The organism is Streptomyces sp. NPDC127177 (genome assembly GCF_042672475.1).
In the GTDB taxonomy this organism is placed as follows: domain Bacteria; phylum Actinomycetota; class Actinomycetes; order Streptomycetales; family Streptomycetaceae; genus Streptomyces.
The window spans coordinates 1-20673 of sequence record NZ_JBHXUW010000094.1 but is presented as its reverse complement, the minus strand read 5'-3'; the positions used below and the strand labels follow the sequence as shown (position 1 = coordinate 20673).

Sequence of the window (20673 nt, the reverse complement as noted above, 5' to 3'; positions counted from 1 at the left end):
CCGGACACACGACGCGAAGGCGTCGTGTGTCCGGGCCGTCGGTCCGTCACGGCTCCCGCGTCGCGGCCGCCGGTGCGAGATACGTGTGCAGCAGCGCCGTCCTGCCGTCGGCGGTCGTCCAGTCGCCGGGGCGGCTGGCGACGTGGCGCCAGCCGGCCCGCTCGTAGAGCGCGACGGCTGCGGAGCCGCCGTCCTCCACCTCCAGGACCAGCCGCAGCCCACCGGCCGCGGCGGCTGTCTCCGCGGTGGCGAGCAGCGCGCTCGCCACTCCGCGCCGCCGGGCCGAAGCCGTGGCGAACAGCCGCGACACGGCGACCAGTTCGTCCGGCCGGAGACCGGCGTCCGCCGCCATGACGGGGTCGGTCCCGGTGAGCGCCACGTGCCCGAGGACGTCCGCGCCGTCCAGGGCGACCCAGGCGTCGAGCAGCCCGTCGGGGGTGAGCCAGCCCGCCGGGTCGGCCGGCCACCGCGCCGGGTAGCGGTCCGCCTCGTGGACTGTGGCGAGCGCCTCGACGCACGCCTTCATGTCGTCGTCGCGGCGGCGACGGATCTCGGGCTGTTCCATTCCTCGATCCTCACACGGAGCCGGATCCGCGGGACTGCCGGGGGCATGCCGCTGCCTGCCGTCGCACGGGTGCGGCGGCAGGCAGCGGGGCAGCCGGTAGCTACGGCTGCTCGGTGTCGTGCAGCGCGCTCACGTCGTCCGCGGTCAGGGCCTTGTCGTACACCCTGACCTGGTCGACCGAACCGTTCCAGAAGTCGCCCTTCTCGCCGGCGTAGCGGGCACGGCCCACCGCGAGCGGGCCGGTGCTGACGTCCGCGGAGCCGGCCGCGGCCGTGGCCGCGAGGCTGCCGTCGACGTACAGCTTCAGTTCGTCGCCGTCACGCACCCCCACCAGGTGGTACCACCTGCCGGTCTCGGGCGTGATCTCCGCACGGGCCCGCTTGCCGCCCGGGGTGCTGAAGGCGAACGCGCCCTGTCCGTACTGGAGGTAGAACGGGTTCTCCGTGCGCCGGCCGTCCTGGCTGACCACGGTCGCGTAGTTGCCCGGCAGCGCGTCGAGCGAGGCCCACGCCGACACCGTGTAGTCCTTGGTGGTGTCGACCGCGGGGCCGGTGGTCTCGGCGTACTGACCCTCACCGTTGAACTTCAGTGCGGAGCCCTGGACTCCGGGCGTCCAGGACGTGCCCCCGGAGAGGGTGAGCGGAAGGCGGTTGGGCCCCTGGTCGTTCGCCTTGGTGCCCTTGCCCTCGTCGAGGTTCCAGGCGGCGCCGCCCTTCACCTCGTCGCGGTGACCGGCGGCCGCGCCGGCCGCGATGACCTGCTGGTTGATCTGCCGGACCTTCTTGGGGTCGACCTTGATCTCGCGCCGGTCGTAGGTGTAGAGACCGTTGAGCTCGTTCTCCAGGTCGCTGACCTGGGTGTAGACCGACCCGGAGAGCTCGGCGCCGGCGGCGGCCAGGTAGTACGTCCGCGTGTTGTCGACGTACTTGGCCGTCAGGGCGTCCTTGTCCGCGACCCCGCTGTAGATCGCCGCGGGTGCGCCGGGCCACATGTGGCCGGCGGTACGGAGGGTGAAGCCGCCGTGCTCGCCGTCCATCGCCGCCCGGTCGTCCGGGAAGGGCGCCTCGTTGTTGAGGTAGTCGTGGTGGTCGATGATGTCGCCCTTGCCCGAGTCACCCTTGGACGAGCAGCAGTTGACCCCGCTGTGCGCGTTGACGACACGGGAGGGGTCGGCGGCCTTGACGGACTCGGCGATGCGGCCCGTCTCGGCCCGGTCCCACTCGCCCCAGCCCTCGTTGAAGACGATCCAGCCGCCGATCGAGGGCGAGTTGTGGAGTTGTTCCATCATCTGCTTGCCCTGCGAGAGGAAGGCCTGCTGCCCCTTCTCGCCGGTGATGTCGGACGAGACGAAGTCCTGCCAGACCAGCAGGCCCAGCTGGTCCGCGTGGTAGTACCAGCGCGCCGACTCCACCTTGATGTGCTTGCGCACCGCGTTGAACCCGAGCTCCTTCTGCGCCTTCAGGTCGAAGGTCAGCGCGGCGTCGCTGGGCTGCGTGTAGAGACCGTCGGGCCAGAAGCCCTGGTCCAGCATGGCGAGGGAGTAGAAGGGCTTCCCGTTGAGCACCAGCTTCTGGTAGCCGCCGACCTTCTCGATGCCCAGGGAGCGCATGCCGAAGTAGCTGTCGACGGTGTCCTTGGAGCGGCCGTCGGTCAGGGTGACCTCGAGGTCGTACAGGTACGGGTCGTCCGGGGTCCAGAGGTGCTGCTTCTTCAGGGGCAGGCTCAGCGCGTGGTTCGCCGGGCCGGTGACCGTGCCGACGACCTTGCCCTTCTTGTCCCGGGCGACGGCCTTGATCCGCGCGCCCGACGAGGCGTCGGCGGAGTTGACCTTCAGGGCCAGACGGCCCTTGTCGATGTCCGGGGTGGTCGTCAGGGTGTCCACCGAGGCGGGTGCGACCGGCTCCATCCAGACCGTCTGCCAGATCCCGGAGGACGGGGTGTAGACGATGCCGCCCGGGTCACGGGACTGCTTGCCCTTGGGCTGGTCGTCGCCCGTGGTGTCGGTGACCGCGACGACGATCTCCTGCTGGCCGCTCCCCTTGACCGCGTCGGTGATGTCCGCGCTGAAGGAGGTGTAGCCGCCGGTGTGTTCGGCGACCTGCTTGCCGTTGACCCAGACGCGGGCCTGGTAGTCGACTGCGCCGAAGTTGAGCTTCAGCCGGTTGCCGGCCTTGCCCTTGTTCTTCGACTTGTCCCGGTCGACGGACCAGCTCTTCGGCACGGTGACGAGCTTGCGGTAGAACATGTGGTCTTCGTGGCGCTCGAGACCGGAGAGCTGCGACTCGACGGGGAACGGCACGGTGATGCGCTCACCGAGCTTCTTCCCGAACACGGGCTGCTCGCCCGCCGCGGCCCCGGCGAACTCCCAGGGCCCGTTGAGGTTCTTCCAGTCGTCGCGGACCTGCTGCGGCCGGGGGTACTCGGGCAGCGGGTGGTTGCGGTCGAGCTTGTCGCCCCAGGTCGTGGTCAGCCGGTGCGTGGACAGGTTCTTCGCCGTGCGGCTGATCTCGGGGACGGCCTTGCCGCCCACCCGGAGTCCGGCCTCGCCGTCGTAGGCGACGCGGACCTGCTGGCCCTTCTGGACGGGCGCGGTCAGCGTGACGAGCAGGGCCTTGGCGTTGCCGGGCACACGGGCGACGGACTTCACCGGGATCGGTGAGGTGTCCGCCTCGATCCCGAGGTGGTCCTTCACCGCGGAGAAGTCGCTGACCTTGTCCTCGAACGTCGCCTGGAGCCGCTGTCCGTCGCCCGGGACGCTCAGCCCGACCGGGTAGACCTCGAAGTCGGCCGGCGGGGTGAAGGCCGACTCGGGCACGATCTGCTTCTTGAGCTTCGCGCTGGACCAGCGCAGGAACATGTTGGCGCCGCCGGTGTCCTGGAACATCTCCAGCTTGAACTCGTGCGGCTCACCGGCCTTCAGCGCCACCGGCTCACTGGTCTGCTCGTTGTCCCAGTCCGGCTCCCAGTGGTCGATGACCACCTTGCCGTCGATGTAGAGCCGGAAGCCGTTGTCACCGCTGGCGGAGAAGGTGTAGTCACCGTCCTCGGGTGCCGTGATGCCGCCGGTCCAGCGGGCGGTGGTGTTCTCGGTCTGCCCCGTGGTGGACTCGAAGGTGCCGGTGAGGCCCGGGAAGTTGATCTCCGGGTCGAGGGCGACTCCGCCGAGCTTGTCGAAGTCCCGCGCGCCCGGCGCGGACATGCTGAAGTACTCGCCCTTCAGCCCGTGCACGTCGGTGGCCGGGTCGGCCTTGAACGCGGAGGCCGCTGCGGCGGCGGAGGAGGCCGGGGCGGCCGCGGCGGCTGGGACCAGGGTGGCCCCGACGGGTATCAGCAGGGCGGCGGCGCAGACCGCCGTCCTGAACAGCACGCGGGGGCGGGGCGTTTGTCGTCTCAAGGCGTCGTCCTGTCGAGAGAGCTGAAGTGCCCCAAACCTGTGAGGCACAGCACACAATCGAACATTGAGCCACAGCATCAAACGCAAAACAACAGTCGTGCACAGAGAATTTTCAACGATAGAAACATCGGGCCCGCAGCGCCGCTCCGCATCGCGCCGGGCCCCCGCAGACGATCACGGGGGCCCGGCGGCAGATCACCGCGTGACTAGCGCGGCAGCCCCGAGGGGTCCGTGGCCCAGGAGGTGTTGGCCTTCCCGGAGAGCCGGTAGGCGAGCGTGCCACCCCTGGACAGCAGGCCCGCATCCGTCCACGAGCGGTCGCTCGCGGTGCCGTTGACCTTCACCGCGTCGATGTACGCGTGCGTGGCATCGGCGGCCGGCGCGGTGATGGTGATGTCCCGGCCGTGCGGGCGGCCGATCACCGCCTTCGGGAACAGCGGGGCACCCAGCAGCAGCGATCCGCTGCCCGGCGACTGCGGGTAGAGACCCAGCGCCGAGAAGACGTACCAGGCGGACATGGTGCCCAGGTCGTCGTTGCCGGGCAGACCGCGCGGCCCGGTCCCGTAGACCGTGTTCAGGATCTCGCGGACGGTCGCCTGGGTCTTCCACGGCTGACCGAGCGCGTTGTACAGCCAAGGGGCGTGGATGCCGGGCTCGTTGGTCGGGTCGTAGCGGACGGCGTCGCCGCCCTTCACCGACCAGGAGCCGTCCGCGTTGTGGAAGAAGCCGTCGAGGCGCTGTGCGGCGACGTCCCTGCCACCCATCGCCTCGGCCAGCCCCTGGACGTCCTGCGGCACCATCCAGGTGTACGTGGCGCTGGTGCCCTGCGCGAAGCCGAGGTCGCTTCCCGGGCTGAACGGAGAGACCCAGGAGCCGTCGAGATTGCGGGCCTGGATGTAGCCCTTCGTTCCGGCCCCGTCCGTCGCGTCGGGGTTGTACACGTTGCGCCACCATCCGCCGCGCTCCTTGAACGCCTTGGCCTCCTCGTCACGGCCGAGCAGTCCGGCCCAGCGGCCGAGCGCGTCGTCGGCGACCGCGTCCTCCAGGGTCTCGGCGGCGCCGCCCCAGCAGTGGCACACGTCCTGCGGTGCGTAGTGGGACTCCAGGTACTGCGCCAGGTTGGGGCGCTGGCCGGTGCACTGCCCCGGGCAGCCCGCGTCGGAGAGACCGTCATCGACGGGGACGGTCGCCTGCCGCGCCAGTGACTCGTAGGCTCCCTCGTAGTCGAAGTTCCGCACGCCCATGGCGTAGAACGTGGCGAGGGTGGCCGCGGTGGGGTCACCGGTCATCACATGGGTGGCGCCGTTGATGTGCACCCAGCGGTCCCACACTCCGCCGTTCTGCCGGGCGAAGTTGTACAGCGACTGGGCGAAGTCCCCGGCGATCTCGGGCTTGAGCAGGGCGAGCAGCTGTATCTGCGCCCGGTACTGGTCCCAGCCGGAGAAGTTGCTGTACTGGGCCCCCTGTCCGCGCTCGATGCGGTGCGCCTTGCCGTCCATGCCCGGGTAGCGGCCGTCGGTGTCGCTGATGATGTTGGGCTGCATCAGCGAGTGGTACAGCGCGGTGTAGAAGGTGGTGCGCTGCGCCTCGGTGCCGCCGCCCGTGCGCACGGAGGTCAGCTCCTTGTCCCAGGTCCGGCTCGCGACGGCCGCGACGTCGTCCACGTCCGCGTGCGGGGCGATCTCGGAACGCAGGTTGGCCTCGGCACCGGCCTGGCTGACGTAGGAGATGCCGATGCGCATGTGGACGTCGTTGTCGGAGGCGGTGTCGAAGCCGACCCAGCCGCCCGATCCGCGGCCGGCCCGGTCCGCTCCGGTGGCGTAGCCCTCGCCACCGCTGCCGGAGGTCGAGCCCGGGGCCAGAGTGCCGTCCTTCCAGGTACCGGTGGTGGAGAAGGCGCGGTCGAAGGAGGCGGTGAAGTAGAGCCGGTAGTAGCTCTTGCGGTTGTTGGTGCCGCCGTTGGCCCGGCGCCCGCAGAACGCGCCGGTGAGGACCGAGCCGGTGACCTTGCGGTGTTCGGGGTCGATCTCGACCTGGGCGTCCTCGCTGCCGTTGAGCGAGTTCGACACCCGGAAGAGGAGGTTGGCGGGCTTCCCGGCCGGGAAGGCGAAGTCGGCCACGCCGGCGCGGCGGCTCACGGCGAGGTCGGCGCTTGCGCCGGAGTCCAGGCCGACGGTGTAGCGGCCGGGGACGGCGCGCTCGTCGTCGTGCGAGAAGTTCGCGGCGTAGACGGCGTCCTTGGTGTCCGCCGACGGCGAGGAGGTGACGTCGCCGACGAACGGCATGATCGGGATGTCGCCCGCCGCGCCGGGGTCGCACCCGGCGCCGTTGACATGGGTGAGGCTCAGGCCGCGCAGCCGGGTGACGTCGTAGGAGTACCCGTTCGCGGCACCGGTGCTCGTCTGGTCGCCCTTCGTGCTCGTGGGCGACCAGCCGATCATGCCGTTCGGGAGGGTGGCGCCCGGAAAGGTGTTGCCGCCGTTGGCGCTGCCGATGAGCGGATCGACATAGGCGGTGGGGCGGGTGACGGGGGCTGCGGCCTCCGCGGCCGCGGGCAGGACTGCGGCGGCGAGGGCGCCGGTGACGAGCACGGCGGCTGTTCGCGCGGCCAGCTGCCGGGCCGCGGGCAACGGTCTGGTGGGCATGTCGCGGTACCTTCCAGGGAGTCAGGACAACGTTGTCTTCACCCGGGATCCGGCTGGGAGCAACGGTGATCGATTCGCGGCCGAGCGTAGATCCCTCCGGCGCCGGAGGGAATGCCTCGGCCGCCATCCCTGGTGAATCCGCGGTGAACGGATGCCACCGCCACAACGCGCCTCCGCCCTCCTCACCCCGCCCCGGCCAGCGGGGAGGGGTGAGGAGGGCGGGCGGGTGCGGGTGCGGGTGCGTCAGATCGCGTAGCCGTACTGCTCGGGGGCGCGCACCGTGCCGCTCAGCTCGCGCGCCGCGTACTGGGCCCAGGAGGGACTGCGGAGCAGTTCGCGGCCGAGGAGCACGGCGTCGGCGCGGCCCTCGGTGAGGATCTTCTCCGCCTGCTGCGGGTCCGTGATGAGGCCGACGGCCGCGACGGGCAGGCCCGTCTCCCGCTTCACCCGCTCGGCGAACGGGACCTGGTAGCCGGGTCCCGTCGTGATGCGGGCGCGGGGAGCGTTGCCGCCGGTCGAGACGTCGAGCAGGTCGACCCCGTGGGCCTTGAGCTCCCCCGCCAGCCGCACGGTCTCGTCGGCGGTCCAGCCCTCGCGCTCGTCCTCGGCGTTCTCCGTGAGCCAGTCCGTCGCGGAGATGCGGAAGAGCACGGGCAGGTCGTCGGGCCACACCTCGCGTACGGCGTCGACCACCTGGAGGGCGAAGCGGACACGGTTCTCGTAGCTGCCGCCGTACTCGTCGGTGCGGCGGTTGCTGTGCGGCGAGAGGAACTGTCCGATGAGGTAGCCGTGCGCGCCGTGCACCTCGACGACCTCGAAGCCCGCTTCGAGGGAGCGGCGCGCGGCCTCGCGGAAGTCGGCGACGACGCCCTGGATCTCGTCAGCGGTCAGCTCGTGCGGCACGGGGTGTCCGGTGTCGAACGGCAGCGGGCTGGGCGCGACGGGTGTCCAGCCGTGCGCGTCGGGCCCCACGGGTCCACCGCCGGTCCAGGGGGCGTCGGTGGACGCCTTGCGGCCCGCGTGGGCGAGCTGGATACCGACCGCGGAGCCCTGCGCCTTGACGAAGTCGGTGATCCGCCGGAACGCCGCGACCTGGGTGTCGTTCCAGATGCCGAGGTCGGCGGGGCTGATCCGGCCCTCGGGGCTGACCGCGGTCGCCTCGGTGAGGATGAGTCCGGTGCCGCCGGTGGCGCGCGCCGCGAGATGGGCGAAGTGCCAGTCGGTGGGGACGCCCGTGCCGGGCCCCACCGGTTCGGCGCTGTACTGGCACATGGGTGCCATCCATACCCGGTTGGGCACGACAAGCGACCTCAGGGTGAAGGGCTCGAAAAGGGCACTCACGACGGACTCCGTTTCGCCGGGTACGGAAGGATCGCTAGTACGATACATCCCGTACTACGACGCCCGTCAAATTACGATGCCTCTCGTACAAGACATCCGAGCCCATCGGCCGTTCTCAGCCGAGCGGATAGGAGGTACGGCCGGATTCCTCGTCGATCTCGTCGTGGGCCTTGGTCAGCAGCTTCATCGCCAGCTCGTTGAGCGCACGGGCGCCCGCGATCTCCTCGCCCACCCGGGGCTGTTCGGAGTCGGCGGGGTGCCTGCTGGCGTAGCCGTGGGCACGTACCTCGCTCCCGTCGGAGAGCCGCACCAGGGCGGCGGCGCGGGTGCGGTGGGTGTCCTCCTCGAATTCCAGCTCGATGTGCCATCCGACAGCTGTCTGCGTCATGAATGCTCACCTCCGGAGCCTGTCCCTCCAGGGTGCGCCCCCTCCCCCGGCGGTGCGCGCGGAGGAAGGCCGGCCGGCCGGGCTACCGCGCGCGGCGGCGCAGGGTGATCCGGGCGTCCGCGTCGTACAGCTGGTTCCAGCTGCGGCCGGCGCCCGACTTCCAGGTGACGTGCACGGTGGCTCCCTCGGTCCTGACCCCGTCCACCGTCATGGCGCGGTCGCCGTCCCGCACGTCCCCGCGGCTCAGCTCGTCCGCCCTGACCGTGACGGGGTCCGCCGAGCGCACGCTGTCGGCCTCGTCGGCGGCGAGACCGAGGGCGGCGGCCAGTTCCCGGGCCCGGTCGGGGGTGCAGATCAGCGAGAGCTCCCCCGACGCCGTGCCGAGCCTCACCTCGACGCCCGCACCGACGGGGGTCACCTCCAGACGGCCGGCCGGCGCGCCGGTGCCGTCGTTCCCGCTCTTCATTCGTTCTCCCCTTGCCCGGGCCCGGGCTTCTCAGTGCAGCCGGAGGCTCTCGGGCGGGCCCAGGTAGCTGGGCTTGAGGCCGCCGGTGTCGACCACCAGGTTCTGGAGCACCACCGTCGGGTCGGCCATCCAGAATTTCAGCACATGCACACCGGCGGGGCGAGACGTCCGTACCGTTTCGAAAGTTTCGAAAGCCTTTCCCCGCCCGTCCGTCGGGCGGAGGCTCGGTTCGGACCGGGCGGGGACGATGCGGTTGGGGCCGCACCGTCCCCGCCCGGCGGCGGGGGCGGTCAGCCGCCGATGGGGGCGGCCGCCGTGACGTGCTCGACGGAGGCGTCGCAGACGAGCCGGCGGCCGTGGTCGAGCGTGCGCTCGGGTCCGGTGAGCCTCAGCCGCACGGTGTGCCGGACGTCCTGGGCGCCGCTGGAGGCGGCGAGGCGCAGTTCGAGCGCACCGGGCTCGACGACCCGCCGGCCCCCGATGCCGGTGAAGGACACCAGATCGGCATGGAACCGGAAGCGCACCCGCGCCTCCTGCCCGGCCTCCAGGGGGACGCGCGCGTAGCCGATGAGCCTGCTGTCGGGGCGGGTGACCTGGGCGACCGGGTCGTGCGCATAGAGCTGTACGACCTCCGCGCCCGCCCGGTCGCCGGTGTTACGGACCGTCAGCTCGATGTCGGCGGTGCCGTCCGTGGGGATCTCGTCGGGCGCCGGGGCTCCCGGCTCCCAGCTGAAGGAGGTGTACGAGAGGCCGTGGCCGAAGGGGTACAGCGGCGTCGGGTCCAGGTTGGTCACCCCGTTGGCGAGCCCCAGCGGCGGCTGGAGGTACGTCCACGGCTGACCACCGGGGTGACGTGAAACGCCGACCGGAAGACGCCCGGAGGGGTTGACCCGGCCGGATAGCACCCCGGCGAGCGCCGGACCGCCCTCCTCGCCGGGGAAGAACGCCTGCACCACGGCGGCCGTACGCTCCGACCAGCGGCCCAGTGCGTACGGGCGGCCCGTCAGCAGCACGAGCACGACCGGGGTGCCGCTCTCCAGCAGCGCGTCGAGCAGTTCGCCCTGTACGCCCGGGAGGGAGAGGTCGTCGGCGTCGCAGCCCTCGCCCGACGTGCCGCGCCCGAACAGTCCCGCCCGGTCGCCGAGCACGGCGACGCACACGTCCGCGTCCCGGGCGAGGCCGACGGCGGCGGCGATGCCGGAGGTGTCCTTGCCGTCCACCTCGCAGCCCGGTGCGCTGTCGACCGTCGCGCCGGGGAATTCGGCGCGCAGCGAGTCCAGCACGGTCGGGATGTCGATGCCCATAGCGGCCTCGGGGTGCAGGACCCCGACATGGCTGGGGAAGGAGTAGCAGCCGAGCATGGCCAGCGCGTCGTCGGCGCGGGGCCCGACCACCGCGATGCGTTTCCCGCCGCTCAGCGGCAGCGTGCCGCCGGGGTTGGCGAGCAGCACCACGGCCTGCTCGGCCAACTGCCGGGCGAGCGCCCGGTTCCGCGGCGGGTCGAGGTCGATCGTGTCTCGTGCCTGCTTCGGGCCGGCGTCGCGCAGGAGCGCGGGCAGCGGGTTCCAGCCGGGGTCGAGCAGTCCGAGTTCGCACTTCTGGAGCAGGACGCGGCGGAGCGCCCGGTCGACGAGTTCCTCGGGGACTGCGCCGTCCTGTACCGCGGAGACGAGTTCGTCGCCGTAGCTGCGGACGGTCGGCAGCTCCACGTCGACCCCGGCCCGCAGGGCGAGGCGGGCGGCGTCGGCGCGGCTCCCGGCGACCTTGTGCAGCGTCTCCAGGAAGCCGATGGCGAAGTAGTCGGCTACGACCGTTCCCTCGAAGCCCCAGGTGTCGCGGAGCAGCCCGGTCAGCAGCGACGGGTCGGCGGCCGACGGCACCCCGTCGATCTCCGTGTAGGACTGCATGATCGAGCGTGCGCCGCCCTCGACGATCGCCATCTCGAAGGGGGGCAGGATGACATCGGCCAGTTCCCTGGCTCCGGCCCGGACCGGTGAGAGGTTCCGGGCGCCGGCCGATGCGGCGTATCCGGCGAAGTGCTTGAGGGTGGCGACGATGCCGGCCGACTCCAGGCCGCGTACATAGGCGGTTCCGATGGTCGCGACTAGGTAGGGGTCCTCGCCGATGGTCTCCTCGACGCGGCCCCAGCGCAGGTCACGCACCACGTCCAGGACGGGGGCCAGTCCCTGGTGGATGCCTACGGACCGCATGTCGCTGCCGATCCGGTGGGCCATCTCGGTGACCAGGTCCGGATTCCACGCCGCGCCCCAGGACAGCGGCACGGGGTAGGCGGTGGCGCCCCAGGCGGTGAATCCGGCGAGGCACTCCTCGTGGGCGAGCGCGGGGATGCCGAACCGTCCTGCGCCGGCGATGGCTTCCTGGGCCCGGGCCAGCGAGATGGCGCCCACGGCCGGGTCCACCGGTGCGGTGCCGAAGGGCCGGGTGAGCTGGCCGAGGCCGCGGGGGATCAGCGCGTCCCAGTCGATGGCGTCGACCATGTCGTTCTGGTGCGGGGCGACCCCGTCCCCGTCGGCGTCGGCGCCCACCCAGATTCCGTACAGCTGGGCGGTCTTCTCCTGAAGGGTCATCCGGGAGACGAGGTCGGCCACCCGCTCCCGTGCGGGCAGTGCGGTGTCCTGCCACGGGCCGTCGACGGAGGTGGCCGCTTCGGTGCTGCGGGCATGCGGGACAGGGGGGTTTGCCATGGCGGCGGGTTCCTCTCGAGAGTGCGGTGGTACGCGGCGGCGTGGATGCGCTACTTGCCGCCCACCCCCATCAGTCCGTTGACCAGTGCCTTCCGCGCCACGAGGTACACGGCGAAGATCGGCACGACGGAGAGCACGATCGCGGCCAGCACGGCGGGGATGTTCACCCCGAACTGGGTCATGAAGTTGAAGAGACCGAGGGTCAGCACACGGTTCTCCTCGGACTGAGTCAGGATCAGCGGGAACAGGAAGCCGTTCCACGCCTGGAGTGCCGTGTAGATCGCAACCGTGCTGATACCCGCCTTGGACATCGGTATCGCCAGCTGCCACAGCATCCGCAGAGGGCTCGCGCCGTCGAGCGCCATCGCCTCGTACATCTCCTCGGAGACGTCACGCATGGTGCCGCTGAGGATCAGCACGGCCACCGGCATCGCGAACGCCGCGGTCGGCAGGATGATCGCCGGCAGGCTGTCGTAGAGGCCCATCTTGCTGATGAGCAGGTAGAGCGGCACGATCACGGCCTGCGCGGGGATGGCCACCCCGAGCAGGAAGGTCCGGAAGGCCAGTGAGGAGAGCCTGCTGCGGGTGCGTACCGCGACATAGGCGACCGGCACCGCGAGCAGCAGCACGATGGCCACGGTGGTCGCTGCGACGATCGCCGTGTTGACGAGCATCGAGGAGAAGCCGCTGTCCAGCACGGTGCGGTAGTTGTCGAGGGTCGGGTGGGTCGGAAAGGCCAGCGGATCGCCGTTGAGCGCCTCGTCCTGGTGCATGAGCGAGGAGGAGACCAGGGTGTAGAGCGGGACGATCACGAGCAGGAGCCAGACAAGCGAGCCCAGGCCGGCCAGGGGGTTGCCCCACTTCCGGCGGCGCCGGAAGGCGGTGGGCAGGCCCCGGGTCACCGGCTGCGCGGGGCGCGTCGAGGGGCGGGTGTCGATTGACATCGCGTCACATACCTTCCCGGGTGGACCGCATGTTCCCGAAGCCGCTGAAACGGACCAGGATCAGGGACAGGGCGGTGGCCACGACGACCAGGGCCGTCGCGATCGCGGCGGCGTAGCCGAGGTCGTAGGTCTGGAAACCGGTCCGGTACATCAGGTAGGGCAGCACGGTGGTGTCCGTGCCCGGACCCCCCTTGGTCATGATCAGCACGGTGTCGAAGTACGTCAGCGAGCCGACGATCATCAGGACCGACGAGGTCGTGACGGTGTTGCGCAGCTGCGGCAGTGTGATGTGGACGAACTGACGGAACATGCCGGCCCCGTCGATCTCCGCCGCCTGGTACAGGACCTGGGGGATCTGCCGGGTGCCGCCCTGGTAGATGAGGGTGTGGAAGGGCATGAACTGCCAGCCGCCGACGAAGGCCACCGTGAGCAGGGCGCCGGTGGACGAGCCCATGATGTTCGGATCGATGCCGAACCAGGGTCCGATCTCCTTGATCACGCCGAAGTTCGGGTCGAGCAGGGCGTGGAAGAGCATCGCGATGGCCGTCGTGGAGAGCAGCAGCGGGATGAAGAAGACGGCGGAGAGCACGGCCCGGCTGCGCTGCCTGCCGGCCGCCCAGACGCCGAGCAGCAGGGCGACGGGGGTCTGGAAGGCCCAGCTGATCGTGGTGAGGAGCAGGCTCAGCCAGGCGGCCTGGCGGAACTCCGGGTCCTTGAACAGCCTGGTCCAGTTGTCCGTGCCGACGGGTGTCGGGGAGTTCAGCCCGTCCCAGTGGCAGAAGGAGAGGTAGACGGCGATCCCCAGCGGGACGATCGCGAAGACGGCGAAGAAGAGGATGCCCGGCAGGGCCCAGACGACCGGGGGGCGGCCGACGTTTCCGGCGGCCGCCTTCCTTCCTCCACCCACCTTTTTGTACGAAGAGACCTGGGACATCGTTACTTGACGGCCTTCATCGCGGCGACGAACTGCTCGGGCGTGGACTTGCCGGCGAACAGCTTGCTGATCTCGGTGAGCAGCGGCGTGGCCAGCTGGGACTCCAGCGCCTGGTCCCACGAGAGGGTGAAGCTCGGGGCCTTCTGGACCATCTCGTACTGGTCGGTGGCGAACTTCGGGTTGGGCGATCCGCTCAGCATGGCGGCGGCGTTGGATGTGGTCGGTACGTCACCGTTGTCGACCAGTGCCTGGGCGTAGGTCTTGGAGGCCATGGTCTTCAGGAAGGCTATGGCCTCGTCCTTGTGCTTGGTGCGGGCGTTGACCGACCAGTAGTTGGTGGGGTTGCCCACCACGTCCGCCGGGTCGCCGACACCGCCCGCGACGGTCGGGAAGTTGCTCCAGCCGAGCTCTTCCCTGGCGAACTTCCGTGCCTTGCCCAGCTGCGTGGAGTACTCCCACGAGCCCATCAGGTGCATGGCCGCCCTGCCCTTGCTGAGCAGGGTGGGAGCGCCGCCGTTGCCGTAGTCGACGGAGTTGAAGTTCTTGCCGAAGGCGCCCTCGTCGACCAGCTGTTCGACGGTCTGCGCCGTCTTGAGCACGGCCGGGTCCCCCCAGCCCGAGCTGTCTCCGCTCTGGATCCTCCGGAAGACATCGGGGCCGCCGATCCGGTCCAGGAGGTACTCGAGCCACATCAGCTCGGGCCACTTGTCGGAGCCGCCGAGGGCGAACGGGGTGATGCCCTTGCTCTTGAAGGTGGTGATGGCCTTCTGGAGGTCCTCCCACGTCTTGGGGGGCTCGATCTTGTTCTCGGCGAAGAGGGTCTTGTTGTAGAAGAGCATCACGGGCTGCATCCCGCGCATCGGGACGCCGTAGATCTTCCCGTCGAGGCTGCCCGCCTCGACGACGGACGGCAGGAAGCCCTCCTTGAGGGTGGTGTCGTTCTTGACGGTCGAGGTGAGGTCGACCAGCTGGTTCGCGTCGACGTACGGCTTGATGGAGCCGCCGCCCCAGTTGAAGAAGATGTCGGGGGCGCTCGGGGAACCCATGGCGCTGCGGAGCTTGTTGACGTAGTCGGTGCCGGGAACGGAGACGAGCTTGACCTTGACGTCGGAGGTCTTGTTGAACTCCTCGACGGCCGCCTGCTGAACCTTCACGGCGTCATCGCCGTAGACGTATGCGGTGAGGGTCGCGCCGCCGCTTCCGCCGCCGCTTCCGGCCTCACTGCCGCAACCCGCCAGCAGGCCGGCCATGACCATGGCCGCACCCGCCGCGGTCCATCTCGCCGTACGTGAACCATGAGTGAAAATTCCCGACCGCATGACCGCACCTCTGTCGAATGTTTCGGCGTGACTTCCGAATGTTGCCGGAACGGTACGGTCGCGTTTCGGAGGCGTCAAGGGGTCCGGACGAGGTATTTACTCCCCCCTGACCGGGGCGTCGGGCCCGACCGAGGGAAGCTACGATCCCTGTATGAGCCCCGCAAACGTCCAGTCACATCAGGAGAACGCGCCGGCCGGCGAAGCGTCGGACGGCACCGCCACCCTGGCGGAGATCGCCCGAGCGGCCGGAGTCTCGGCTCCGACAGTTTCGAAGGTGCTGAACGGGCGCGCCGATGTCGCCCCGGCTACGCGAACCAAGGTGGAGGAGCTGCTGCTGGTGCACGGCTACCGCCGCAGACGCGGCTCCACGACCCAGTCCCAGCTGATCGACCTGGTCTTCCACGAGCTGGACAGCGCGTGGGCCATGGAGGTCGTGCGCGGGGTGGAGAACGTCGCGAGGGAGGAGGGGCTGAGCCTGGTCCTCTCGGAGAGCGCGGGAAGGCTCACCCCGGGGCAGACCTGGGTGGACGGGGTACTGGCGCGGCGGCCGGTCGGCGTGATCCTGGTCCTCTCGGACCTCACCGCCGCCCAGCGGGCCCAGCTGACCAGCCGCAGCATCCCCTACGCGGTGGTCGACCCGGCGGGCGATCCGGGAGACGACGTGCCGTCGGTCGGTACGACGAACTGGCAGGGCGGTCTGGCCGCCACCCGCCATCTCACCGCGCTCGGGCACCGGCGGATCGGGGTCATCAGCGGCCCGTCCCGGATGATGTGCAGCCGGGCCCGGGTGGACGGCTACCGCGCCGCTCTGGAGACCGCCGGCCTGCCGATCGATCCCGCTCTGGTCCGCGAGGGCGAGTTCCAGCACGAGGCGGGCTACACCGCCGGGCTGGAGCTGCTGCGGCAGGCCGAACGGCCGACCGCGATCTTCGCCGGCAACGACCTGCAGGCGCTCGGCGTGTACGAGGCGGCGCGGGAGCTGGGCCTGCGCATCCCGGAGGATCTCAGCGTCGTCGGCTTCGACGACCTGCCGCTCACCCGGTGGATCGGACCGCCGCTGACCACGGTGCGCCAGCCGCTCACAGAGATGGCCGAGACCGCGGCCCGTCTGGTTCTCGACCTGGGCCGGGGCCGCCGGCCCGCGACCACCCGGGTCGATCTGGCCACCAATCTGGTGGTGCGCAGCAGCACGGCCGCACCCGGGCACTGACCGGGCCGGAAGCCGGCAAAGGCCGTTGCGGGGCGGGGGCGGCTTGCGTAGCGTCGCACGCCATGAGAACTCCCGTTCTGCACACGGCGCGCCTGCGGCTGGAGCCGTACACACCTGCCGACGAGGACGCCTTCGTCGCACTGTTCCAGGACCACCGGGTGTCCCGCTGGATGGGCGAAGGGCCGGCCACGGAGGCCGCCGACCGCGCCCTGTTCGGCCGGATCTTCACGAAGGTGTACGCGCGGGAGCTGTTCGACGTGTGGATCGTGCGGCAGGACGGGCGGCCGGTCGGCCACGCGGAGATCAAACCGTTCCCGGACGCCGACGGCCACGAGATCGTCTACGCCCTGGCTCCCGGGGCCTGGGGACGGGGCCTCGGCACCGAGATCGCCCAGGCGCTGGTCGCGCACGGTTTCGGCACGCTCGGCCTGAGCGAGGTGCACGCGACCGTCGCCGACGGCAACGAGGCCTCGCTCGCGCTGCTGGACCGGATCGGCTTCCGGCACGTACGGGACATCACCGAGGAGGACGGCGGCACGCCCCTGCTCCTCACCCGCCGCGCGACGCCGGACGAGGGCGGACAGCGGTAGCCGGCAGGGCCTCCGTGACCGGCAGGTACCCGGGGCGGCCGCGGAAGCGGCGGTGATCCGGGCCGTCCTGCGCGCCGCTGTCAGTGGCCGGGTGCAGACTGGCCGGTATCCGGCACAACGGCGTTTCGGGAGGTTCGGTCATGACCGAGGTTCTGCTCACTGTGGGCACCCGCAAGGGGCTCTTCATCGGCCGCGGGCGCGAGGGCGCGTGGGAGTTCGACGGTCCGCATTTCAATGCGCAGGCCATCTACTCGGTCGCCATCGACACCCGAAGGGCGACCCCCCGGCTGCTGGTAGGCGGCGACAGCGCGCACTGGGGCCCCTCCGTCTTCCACTCCGACGACCTGGGCGCCACGTGGGTCGAGCCGAGACAGCCCGCCGTGAAGTTCCCGGAGTTCACCGGCACATCGCTGGAGCGGGTCTGGCAGCTGCATCCGGCCGGCCCCGAGGCCCCCGACGTCGTGTACGCGGGCACCGAACCGGCCGCGCTCTTCCGGTCGCGGGACAGCGGGGAGTCGTTTGAACTGGTCCGGCCGCTCTGGGAGCACCCGACGCGCTCGAAATGGGTGCCCGGCGGGGGCGGCGAGGGGCTGCACACGGTCCTCACCGACGAGCGGGACGCGCAGGCCCTGACGGTCGCGGTCTCCACCGCCGGCGTGTTCAGGACCGCGGACGGCGGCGAGAGCTGGGCCCCCGCCAACAAGGGTGTGTCGGCCGTCTTCCTGCCCGACCCCGACCCGGAGTTCGGCCAGTGCGTGCACAAGGTGAGCCGGGACGCGGTCGATCCCGACCGGCTCTACCTCCAGAACCACTGGGGTGTCTTCCGCAGCGACGACGCCGGGAGCAACTGGACGGACATCGGCCAGGGGCTCCCCTCCGACTTCGGCTTCGCGGTGGCGGCGCATCCGCACCGGGCGGACACCGCGTACATCTTCCCGATCAACGCCGACGCCGACCGGGTGCCGGCCGGACACCGCTGCCGCGTCTACCGGACCAGGGACGCGGGCAACAGCTGGGAGCCGTTGTCCGCGGGGCTTCCGCAGGAGGCTCACTACGGCACGGTCCTGCGCGACGCGCTCTGCACGGACGACGCCGATCCGGCGGGGGTCTACTTCGGCAACCGCAACGGCGAGGTGTACGCCGGCGCGGACGACGGGGACAGCTGGCAGCAGCTCGCCTCGCACCTGCCGGATGTCCTGTGCGTCCGGGCGGCGACCATCGGCGGTTGATCCATACGGTCGCATCAGCAGTAGAGTGCCGCCCGTGGCAGCACGACCTCTCAAAGAAATTGTCGAGCCCGGCTGGGCGCAGGCCCTCGAACCCGTGGCCGAACGCGTCGCGGCGATGGGCGACTTCCTGCGCGCCGAGATCGCCGCGGGGCGCACATACCTCCCCTCGGGCCCGAACGTCCTGCGCGCGTTCCAGCAACCCTTCGACCAGGTGCGGGTCCTGATCGTCGGTCAGGACCCCTACCCGACGCCGGGGCACGCGGTGGGACTGAGCTTCTCCGTCGCGCCCGACGTCCAGCCGGTGCCGGGGAGCCTGGACAACATATTCCGGGAACTCCACTCGGACCTGGGGCTCCCGCGCCCCTCCAGCGGCGATCTGACGCCATGGGCCGAGCAGGGAGTGCTGCTGCTCAACAGGGCACTGACCACCGCGCCCCGCCGGCCTGCCGCGCACCGCGGGAAAGGGTGGGAGGAGGTGACCCAGCAGGCGATTTCGGCACTGGTCGCGCGGGGCACCCCGCTGGTGTCGGTCCTGTGGGGCCGCGACGCCCGCAATCTCCGTCCCGCACTGGGGAACTTCCCGGCGATCGAGTCCTCGCACCCCTCCCCCATGTCGGCGGACCGCGGGTTCTTCGGTTCCCGGCCGTTCAGCCGGACCAACGAGCTGCTGGTGGGCCAGGGCGCCCGAGCGGTCGACTGGCGACTGCCGTGACGTCCGCGTCCGGCGGAAGCGACCCGGCCGCCGAGGGCCCGAACCCGTCGGCCCGGCCCGGAGATCACGTCCTCGGAGTGGACTCGGGCGGTTCGGGGCTGCGAGTGGCGCTGGGCACGGCCGGCTCGGACGCCCCCCTGGCCACGGTGGCGTGTGCCGAACCGGTACGGACCGGGCCCAGCGGCATCGACGCCGCTCACCTGCTGGAACAACTGCTGCCCGCCGTCCGGGACCTGCTCGCGCGGCACGGCGGGGGCGACCGGATCGCCACCGCGGCGATCGGTGCCGCCGGCATGGCCACGCTCGGCGGCCGGCTGCGGGCCGAGCTGCCGGTGGCTCTGGCGGACGCGCTCGGGGTAAGGCGGCTCGCGCTCGCCGCCGACGCGGTGACCGCTTACGCCGGAGCTGTCGGACAGCGGCCCGGCGCGGTGGTCGCGGCCGGCACCGGCCTGATCGCCCTGGGCACCGATCTGACGGATTGGCGACGGGCCGACGGCTGGGGGCACCTGCTGGGCGACAGCGGCGGCGGTGCCTGGATCGGCCGGGCCGGGCTCGACGCCGCGATGCGCGCCCACGACGGGCGGCGGGGCGGATCCCCGGCGCTGCTCGCCCGGCTGGAGACGGTGTTCGGTCCGGCGCCCGAGCTGCCGGGCCTGCTCTATCCGCGTACCGACCGGCCCGCGGTCCTGGCCTCGTTCGCACCGGAGGTGGCCGCCTGCGCACCGCACGATCCCGTCGCCGAAGGCATCCTGCGGGACGCCGCCGGGCACATCGCGGAAGCCGCCGCGGCCGTCTGCCCGAAGGCCGGTGCCGACGGCGGGGAATGCGAAGTGGCGCTGACGGGCGGCTTGTTCCGGATGGGCGACCCATTGCTCGTACCGCTGCGCGCGGAGCTGGCCCGACTGCTGCCGCAGGCGCGGGCGGTCCCCGGTTCGGGTGATCCCCTGATCGGTTCACTGCGCATCGCACAGGCGCTGGCCACCGGCGGTCTGCTCCTGCCGCGTCATCCGACGCTGCTCCACATTCCGTTGTCCGGACCGCTCGGTGACCCCGGCGCCGGGGTGACAGATCAGGGCAGTTGACCGGTAAGCCGCCCATCGGATAAATCCGGACAGACAACGCTCGACCGGACCCTACCCGCGCAGCCGGGTACCCAAAACCAGTAGCATGCGGCGCCATGAGCACCCCCACTGGGCCCGCTTCCGGCCTGCCTGTACGAATGCCGCGACCTCGCCAGTCCGGACGGCACCGCCGCCCGGAGCCCGTGGTCGCACCTGAGGGCGCTGCCGCGCTCGTTCTCGCCGTTCCCGGTACCCCCTCCTCGGCCACCCGCGCTCTGGCCGAAGAGGTGATCAGCATTGCCCGCTCCGAGCTGCCCGGTCTGAACGCCCTGATCGGTTACCTCGACGGTGACGATGCCGAGTACCCCACTCTCGCCTCGGTGCTCGCGCACTCCGCCGCCGAGCGCGTCGCGCGCTTCGAGCAGGCGACCGCCGCGGGCCGTGAGGTCGCTCCGCCCGAGGGGCCGGCCGCCGTCGTGGTGCCGCTCCTCGCGGGGCCGGACAACGCCCTCGTGCAGCGGATAGGCCAAGCGATCACGGAGAGCCAGGCACCGGCCGAGCTGACCGATGTGCTCGGCCCGCACCCGCTCCTGGCCGAGGGGCTGCACGTGCGGCTCTCCGAGGCCGGTCTCGCCCGTGCCGACCGCGCCAGGCTGTTCACGGTGGCCACGGCCGCCGACGGCATCGTGCTGGCCACGGTGGGCGGCGAGGAGGCCGTGCAGGCCGCCGGGATCACCGGCATGCTGCTGGCCGCCCGGCTGGCGGTGCCGGTGATGGCCGCGGCGCTGGACGTCGAGGGTTCGGTCGCCTCGATCGCCGAGCAGCTGAAGGACGCCGGTTCGCTCCAGTTGGCGGTCGCGCCGTACCTGGTGGGTCCCGAGGTGGCCGAAGGGCTGCTGGACTCCGCCGTCAAGGAAGCGGGCTGCACGAGCGCCGAGCCGCTCGGCGCCTACCCGGCGATCGGCAAGCTGGTGCTGTCGATGTACACCTCGGCTCTCGGTATCGCTCCCCCGGTGGCGCAGGGGGCACAGGCCCACTGACACGTACCGCCGGGCGGGCCCCGGCAGCAGGGTGCGTCGTCCCTCGGGGGCGGGGCCCGGGTTTCCCCCCCCCCCCCCCCCCCGGGGGGGGCGTTTAAAAAAATACCCGCCCCCCCCAACAAACCCCCGC

At 71.3% G+C, this 20673-nt stretch carries 16 protein-coding genes and 1 pseudogene; 6 read left to right on the top strand and 11 right to left on the bottom strand.

All coding sequences use genetic code 11. The features are described 5' to 3' along the window. Positions 1–46 precede the first annotated feature (46 nt). The 11 genes and pseudogenes from ACFVJX_RS34570 to ACFVJX_RS34520 form a co-directional block, all read right to left on the bottom strand. Entirely contained in the window at positions 47–565 is a 519-nt protein-coding gene (locus tag ACFVJX_RS34570; RefSeq protein WP_384132346.1) for a GNAT family N-acetyltransferase, read from the bottom strand. Between the two features lie 100 nt (positions 566–665). Next, positions 666–3959 (bottom strand): LamG-like jellyroll fold domain-containing protein, encoded by a 3294-nt coding sequence (locus ACFVJX_RS34565; RefSeq protein ID WP_384132344.1) that lies wholly within the window; start codon positions 3957–3959, stop codon positions 666–668. Positions 3960–4165: 206 nt separating this feature from the next. Continuing rightward, complete coding sequence (locus ACFVJX_RS34560; protein ID WP_384132341.1) at positions 4166–6604, bottom strand: GH92 family glycosyl hydrolase; 2439 nt, start codon at positions 6602–6604, stop codon at positions 4166–4168. A gap of 243 nt (positions 6605–6847) precedes the next feature. Then, a complete protein-coding gene (locus tag ACFVJX_RS34555) occupies positions 6848–7945 on the bottom strand; it encodes an NADH:flavin oxidoreductase/NADH oxidase (protein ID WP_384132338.1) in 1098 nt (365 codons plus the stop codon). 115 nt (positions 7946–8060) lie between these two features. After that, positions 8061–8333 carry a DUF1876 domain-containing protein gene (locus ACFVJX_RS34550; RefSeq protein ID WP_384132335.1) on the bottom strand — a complete coding sequence of 91 codons (273 nt, stop codon included), beginning with the start codon at positions 8331–8333 and terminating at the stop codon, positions 8061–8063. 82 nt (positions 8334–8415) lie between these two features. Beyond that, positions 8416–8799: a hypothetical protein gene (locus ACFVJX_RS34545; RefSeq protein ID WP_384132333.1), complete on the bottom strand. Its 384-nt coding sequence runs from the start codon at positions 8797–8799 to the stop codon at positions 8416–8418. Between the two features lie 30 nt (positions 8800–8829). Continuing rightward, a pseudogene (locus ACFVJX_RS34540) lies at positions 8830–8955 on the bottom strand (hypothetical protein); the annotation flags it as partial. 134 nt (positions 8956–9089) lie between these two features. Then, positions 9090–11504, bottom strand: coding sequence for a glycoside hydrolase family 3 N-terminal domain-containing protein (locus tag ACFVJX_RS34535; protein ID WP_384132330.1), 2415 nt, complete (start codon positions 11502–11504; stop codon positions 9090–9092). 50 nt (positions 11505–11554) lie between these two features. Continuing rightward, positions 11555–12448: a carbohydrate ABC transporter permease gene (locus ACFVJX_RS34530; RefSeq protein ID WP_384132327.1), complete on the bottom strand. Its 894-nt coding sequence runs from the start codon at positions 12446–12448 to the stop codon at positions 11555–11557. A gap of 4 nt (positions 12449–12452) precedes the next feature. Then, positions 12453–13382 (bottom strand): carbohydrate ABC transporter permease, encoded by a 930-nt coding sequence (locus ACFVJX_RS34525; protein WP_384132324.1) that lies wholly within the window; start codon positions 13380–13382, stop codon positions 12453–12455. Positions 13383–13384: 2 nt separating this feature from the next. Next, on the bottom strand, positions 13385–14638 hold the full coding sequence (locus ACFVJX_RS34520; RefSeq protein ID WP_384132433.1) for an extracellular solute-binding protein: 1254 nt from the start codon (positions 14636–14638) through the stop codon (positions 13385–13387). A 214-nt stretch (positions 14639–14852) separates the two neighbouring features. Between ACFVJX_RS34520 and ACFVJX_RS34515 the strand changes: the two genes are divergently transcribed. The 6 genes from ACFVJX_RS34515 to ACFVJX_RS34490 all read left to right on the top strand — a co-directional run bounded on the left by ACFVJX_RS34515 (position 14853) and on the right by ACFVJX_RS34490 (position 20543). Beyond that, positions 14853–15911, top strand: coding sequence for a LacI family DNA-binding transcriptional regulator (locus ACFVJX_RS34515; protein ID WP_384132321.1), 1059 nt, complete (start codon positions 14853–14855; stop codon positions 15909–15911). A 62-nt stretch (positions 15912–15973) separates the two neighbouring features. Next, the gene (locus ACFVJX_RS34510; RefSeq protein WP_384132318.1) at positions 15974–16501 is read left to right on the top strand and encodes a GNAT family N-acetyltransferase; all 528 of its coding nucleotides are present in this window, start codon (positions 15974–15976) and stop codon (positions 16499–16501) included. A gap of 140 nt (positions 16502–16641) precedes the next feature. After that, positions 16642–17730: a WD40/YVTN/BNR-like repeat-containing protein gene (locus ACFVJX_RS34505; RefSeq protein ID WP_384132315.1), complete on the top strand. Its 1089-nt coding sequence runs from the start codon at positions 16642–16644 to the stop codon at positions 17728–17730. A 34-nt stretch (positions 17731–17764) separates the two neighbouring features. Then, entirely contained in the window at positions 17765–18442 is a 678-nt protein-coding gene (locus ACFVJX_RS34500) for a uracil-DNA glycosylase (protein ID WP_384132312.1), read from the top strand. Positions 18443–18519: 77 nt separating this feature from the next. After that, on the top strand, positions 18520–19524 hold the full coding sequence (locus tag ACFVJX_RS34495) for an N-acetylglucosamine kinase (protein WP_384132430.1): 1005 nt from the start codon (positions 18520–18522) through the stop codon (positions 19522–19524). A 95-nt stretch (positions 19525–19619) separates the two neighbouring features. Next, on the top strand, positions 19620–20543 hold the full coding sequence (locus ACFVJX_RS34490) for a sirohydrochlorin chelatase (protein WP_384132309.1): 924 nt from the start codon (positions 19620–19622) through the stop codon (positions 20541–20543). Positions 20544–20673 lie beyond the last annotated feature (130 nt).